Source organism: Candidatus Desulfolinea nitratireducens, assembly GCF_982879505.1.
Map to the genome: position 1 here is coordinate 1 of NZ_CEYOSI010000249.1, position 4,792 is coordinate 4,792.

Genomic DNA, 4,792 nt, shown 5'->3' on the forward strand with positions numbered 1-4,792 from the left:
GAACTCAATTTGGGTTGGTCTTTTTCATCTACCCCAAATTATTGAGATGATACCGAAACTGTGAGAATAACTTTTACAAAGCTGCTGTGTTTTGTCCTGTATAATAGGGCAACGCTTTGCGTCCCCATTTTTATACAATAGAATATTTCATCGCTCATATTTCGTTCTGTTCAGGTTCACCAGAGGAGATTTTATGTCTGCCAAAAAAAATTTTGAAGGCGAAGTTTACTTCCCGTCCGAAGAGGTTATCAAGAATGCCAATGTGCAGGATTACGATGCCTGGTACAAGCAATCCATTGAAGACCCCGAATCTTTCTGGGCAGATCGGGCCAGTGAACTGGAGTGGTATCAGAAATGGGATAAGGTCCTTGACGACAGCAACCCCCCATTCTTCAAATGGTTTACAGGGGCAAAAACAAATATTGTCCACAACGCGATTGACCGCCATCTGACCAACGCCAAGCGCAATCAACTCGCGCTGATCTGGGAAGGCGAGCCGGGCGATGTACGCACCTTCTCGTATCATGCCCTGGACCGCGAGGTTTGCAAAATGGCAAATATCCTCAAAAGCATGGGCGTACAAAAAGGCGATATTGTCACTATCTATATGCCCCGCATTCCGGAGCAGGTTTTTGCGATGCTGGCCTGTGCCAAAATCGGCGCGGCGCATAGTGTGGTCTATGGCGGTTTCAGCGTGGAAGCGCTCGCATCACGGATCGAAGCTGCACAAAGCAAGGTTCTCGTCACCGCTGATGGCGCCTGGCTCAGGGGAAATATCATCGAATTAAAAGATATTTCTGACGAAGCCATGGCTCGCCAGGCAACGATCGAGCATTGCATCGTCGTCAAGCGAACCGAGCAGGATGTTTATATGGAACAGGGGCGCGATTATTGGTATCACGATCTATTGGAACTGCCGATTGCCAGCCCCAAATGTGAGACCGTGGAAATGGATGCTGAAGATCTGCTCTTTATTCTCTACACCTCCGGTACAACCGGGCAACCGAAGGGCATCGTCCATACACACGGCGGCTATCAAGTTTATACGCATACCACCCTCAAATCCGTTTTTGATATCAAAGATACCGACCGCTGGTGGTGCGCCGCCGATCCGGGCTGGATTACCGGACATAGCTATATCGTCTATTCCCCGCTCATCGCAGGCGCAACCAGTTTTATGTACGAGGGCGCCCCGACCTTTCCTTATCCCAATCGCTGGTGGAAGATGGTCGAGAAATACGGGATCACGATCCTCTATACCGCGCCAACCGCCATCCGCGGCCTGATGCGCTTTGGTGATTCCTGGCCAAATCGCTTCGATCTTTCCAGTTTGCGGCTTTTGGGTAGTGTTGGTGAGCCGATCAATCCCGAAGCGTGGAAGTGGTATTACACGGTCATCGGCAAGGAAAAATGCCCGATCATGGATACCTGGTGGCAAACCGAAACGGGCGGATTTGTGATCACGCCGCTGCCGATCACTCCGCTCAAGCCTGGCTCGGCCACCAAACCTTTCTTCGGGCATGAAGCCGAAGTTGTGGATGATGATGGCAAGCCCGTCCCGGCTGGCGAAGAGGGCTATCTGGTGCTCAAACGCCCGTGGCCAAGCATGTTGCGCACCATCTATGGGGATGATGAACGCTATAAAGAACAATATTGGGGAAAATTCGGGACAATGTACCAGACCGGAGATTCCGCCCGCATCGATAAGGATGGCTACATCTGGGTCATCGGTCGGATGGATGACGTCCTTAAGGTCAGTGGCTACCGTTTAGGGACAGCCGAGGTGGAGAGTGCCATTGTCAGCCACCCCAGCGCGGCTGAAGCAGCTGTGATCGGCCTGCCACACGAAATTAAAGGGAACGCCATCCATGCCTATGTGATCCTGAACGAGGGCCAAACCGGCAACGATGATCTGGCAGCCGCCCTGCAAAAACATGTCGGCAAGGAGTTGGGTCCCATCGCCAAACCGGAATCGATCACCTTCGTAGATAGTTTGCCGAAAACACGCAGCGGCAAGATCATGCGCCGCCTGCTCAAAGCACAGGCCCTCGGCGAGGAGGTTGGGGATACCAGCACCCTGGCAGACTAGATTGAATGAATGATAGCAAAACGGACTTCTTGCGAAGTCCGTTTTTTATTAAATTACAAAAAGTAATTCGTTTAGGGCTTACGCATTTTTATAGTCCTAGTCCCAATGCTCCGCGTTGGGGTATTGTAGACAAGCTACAACGCAGAGCATTGCAGCGAGAAAAAAGGTATTTTGCGTAAGTCCTGTCGTTAATTGCACAGCTTTTTCAACAATTTACCTGTTACCCATCTCATGCGGAATCTGTCTTGATCCAGCCACAATCATGCTTATTCCCAGCACTCCCAGAACAGCCAATGATCCCAGCCAGGCCAATGTATTTGGTGCATCCCAGTCGGTTAGCTGTACTTGAGCATCGACAATAAACAATCCCAATATTGAAAAAATACTAAACGTCGCTACAGTCAATCCGGTGGCAACAAACTCGGCCGGGGTAGCTGATTTAGCTATGGAAAACATCATTACGCTGCCAGTAAAAAACATTGCACTATATAGTTGGCTGTGAAAAACATCCAATGTCCAGGGAAAGGTGTCACCGAAAATATTTGGCAGAACTAACAAACCGAGTCCATACAGGCCGATCAGGATACCCGCGATGCGCAGGATGGCTCCCCATTTTGCTGGTACCGGATTCAAATGGCTTGCAGGCATAGACCTGTATAACCACAAATGGTAGCCAGCGCTAAGTGGAAGGGAAATATAGATTACAAACCAACCCCAGACCGGCCAATACGTGAAATCAAACTGACTGCTGGTGAACAGCGAAACAATAAGAACAATGAATGTGAAGGTAAAGATGGCTCTCAACACAGGACGGGTCGGCGACCAGCGGCCTGAAAGGAACATATAGCCAACCGATACCATGGCTCCTAAATAAATTGCACCCAGAAATAGCGTATTGAAGGGAGCGATCTGCCAGGGCCATAGCGGCCGGACAATATTTGGGAAAAAGAATAAACCGAAACCTGCGCCTATAAGGACTAAAGTTTCGATCAGGGTAAAGGTCCGTAATAAAGGTGTAATTTTAGGGTTTTCAGAATTCATTGCTACCTCCAGGGTTAATTGCGCCTCACCCCAATAAAATAATCATCGCCCCTTCCAGACAGGAAGGGGCGATGATCTTTAAGAAATTAAAGCAAAGCACTTCACGTGAATTTCTTTCAACTAGCTTGCAGCCTTATCTACCAGGGGGCTGAGTTTCCAACGTCCATAAGCGATAAATCCAACAAAGAGCGCCAGGACAACATTGAACATAATATTCTGCGTCTCTCCGCGTTGAAAATGCCAGGTCAGTGCGCCAAGCATTACGAGGACAAGTCCCGCCCCGGCCAAAGGGGTCAGCCTTGTCTGAATTTTGGTTAGTCCGGGCAGGATCAAGCCTAAACCGCCCAAAATTTCTGCTGTCCCACTGAACCAGTGGAGAGCGGGGGAAAGCTCATACATCCAGCCCATCATCGCTGGCAGACCCGGCGGAACAATAAAATGGCTCACGCCAATCGCAACAAAATATACGCCAAACAGAACTTGTAAAACCCATAGTAAAACATTCATCACAATCTCCTTTTTCTATACAAATAATAATTTTAATGACGCAAACAGTAAAAATTATCTACCAATACACGCCAACAATATTTGTGATAATTATTATAAATATTGTCGCATATATGTTACCAGAGAATATTCGATTTTGCATATAACTTTTTATCTCAGTTTGAATCTTGTGATTTAGCTATTTATGAAAAAGATCCTGTTATACACTCTCCCCCTATATCGAAAGTGGTACTTCTTCTGCAAGTCAGCAAACCGTCAATAATAAATGTAGCTAAGTTATTTCTATGTTATTCGGACTTCTGATTGCTGATGAGTAATTTCATATCAGCTATTGATAACATATCATCCCTTTTTCTATGTATCATCTTATGGCAATTTGCGCATACTGGTTTTACGCTCTGAACTGCTTCTTTCAAGAAAGCAATTCTTTTTTCACCCTCAGTCTCTGAAAGAGGTTTTTCATGATGGATTTCAATATAATCTCTTCCCCTCTCCCCATAAACATCAAGAAAGTTAAAACCACATATATCACAAACTATTTGGCCATTTTCAAGGCGATAATAGTCAACAGCAGCTTTTCGGACATCATCTGATCGCTCATATGCAATAGATTTTCTTTGTCGTTGTCGACCTTCTCGAATAACTAAATTCTCATCAACTATTTTTATTTGCTTTCCTTTAGTTTTGGCTTCTGCTATCTTTTGTATGGTGCCTACAACACTGTCATAAGGAAATCCGTGCAAAAGAAGATTGTCAACAATTTCTTGATTATTATCTAAAAACACTTGGCCTTTTGCGGTTATGTTGAAATTTCCTCCCGTTCGACGACTTTCTCCAGAAGAATATGTTACATACTCCATATTTTCTAAAGTTTTATGCGATCTTATATTTCGAACTATCTGAGAAAATTTTGTGTCCGAACGCCCACTGAGTATCTCAGCATCTTCTCCCGTTGGTTTTAGAATCTGATTTAGTTTTTGTAATAAGATCGATGTTGTTATTCCTGGGTTTTCAGAAATTACAAATAGTGCTGGCAAAATTAAGTCAGCTTCAGAAATACGCATAATCTCCTCCTTAAATGTAGCAGCGCGATTATCGTCATCTTTTACAATCCAATATTGATCGCTTTTTCGAAAAAAAATCTTCGCTATTGCC

4 protein-coding genes are annotated in these 4,792 nt (G+C 45.7%); 1 reads left to right on the forward strand and 3 read right to left on the reverse strand.

Translation table 11 applies throughout. From position 1 onward, the window contains the following. Positions 1 to 193 precede the first annotated feature (193 nt). Complete coding sequence (gene acs, locus AC3DOM_RS15775) at positions 194 to 2,089, forward strand: acetate--CoA ligase (RefSeq protein WP_487919999.1); 1,896 nt, start codon at positions 194 to 196, stop codon at positions 2,087 to 2,089. A gap of 213 nt (positions 2,090 to 2,302) precedes the next feature. Here acs and AC3DOM_RS15780 read toward each other — a convergent pair whose 3' ends face one another. The 3 genes from AC3DOM_RS15780 to AC3DOM_RS15790 form a co-directional block, all read right to left on the reverse strand. Then, a complete protein-coding gene (locus tag AC3DOM_RS15780; protein WP_487920000.1) occupies positions 2,303 to 3,130 on the reverse strand; it encodes a hypothetical protein in 828 nt (275 codons plus the stop codon). Between the two features lie 120 nt (positions 3,131 to 3,250). Continuing rightward, the gene (locus tag AC3DOM_RS15785) at positions 3,251 to 3,637 is read right to left on the reverse strand and encodes a DoxX family protein (protein ID WP_487920001.1); all 387 of its coding nucleotides are present in this window, start codon (positions 3,635 to 3,637) and stop codon (positions 3,251 to 3,253) included. A 287-nt stretch (positions 3,638 to 3,924) separates the two neighbouring features. After that, positions 3,925 to 4,792: HNH endonuclease (locus tag AC3DOM_RS15790; protein ID WP_487920002.1), on the reverse strand; the 868-nt coding region annotated here is incomplete at its 5' end.

Excerpts from the sequence above, each read along its gene's own strand:
- acs (WP_487919999.1), top strand. The coding sequence starts at position 194 with ATGTCTGCCAAAAAAAATTTTGAAGGCGAAGTTTACTTCCCGTCCGAA.
- AC3DOM_RS15780 (WP_487920000.1), bottom strand. The coding sequence starts at position 3,130 with ATGAATTCTGAAAACCCTAAAATTACACCTTTATTACGGACCTTTACC.
- AC3DOM_RS15785 (WP_487920001.1), bottom strand. The coding sequence starts at position 3,637 with ATGAATGTTTTACTATGGGTTTTACAAGTTCTGTTTGGCGTATATTTT.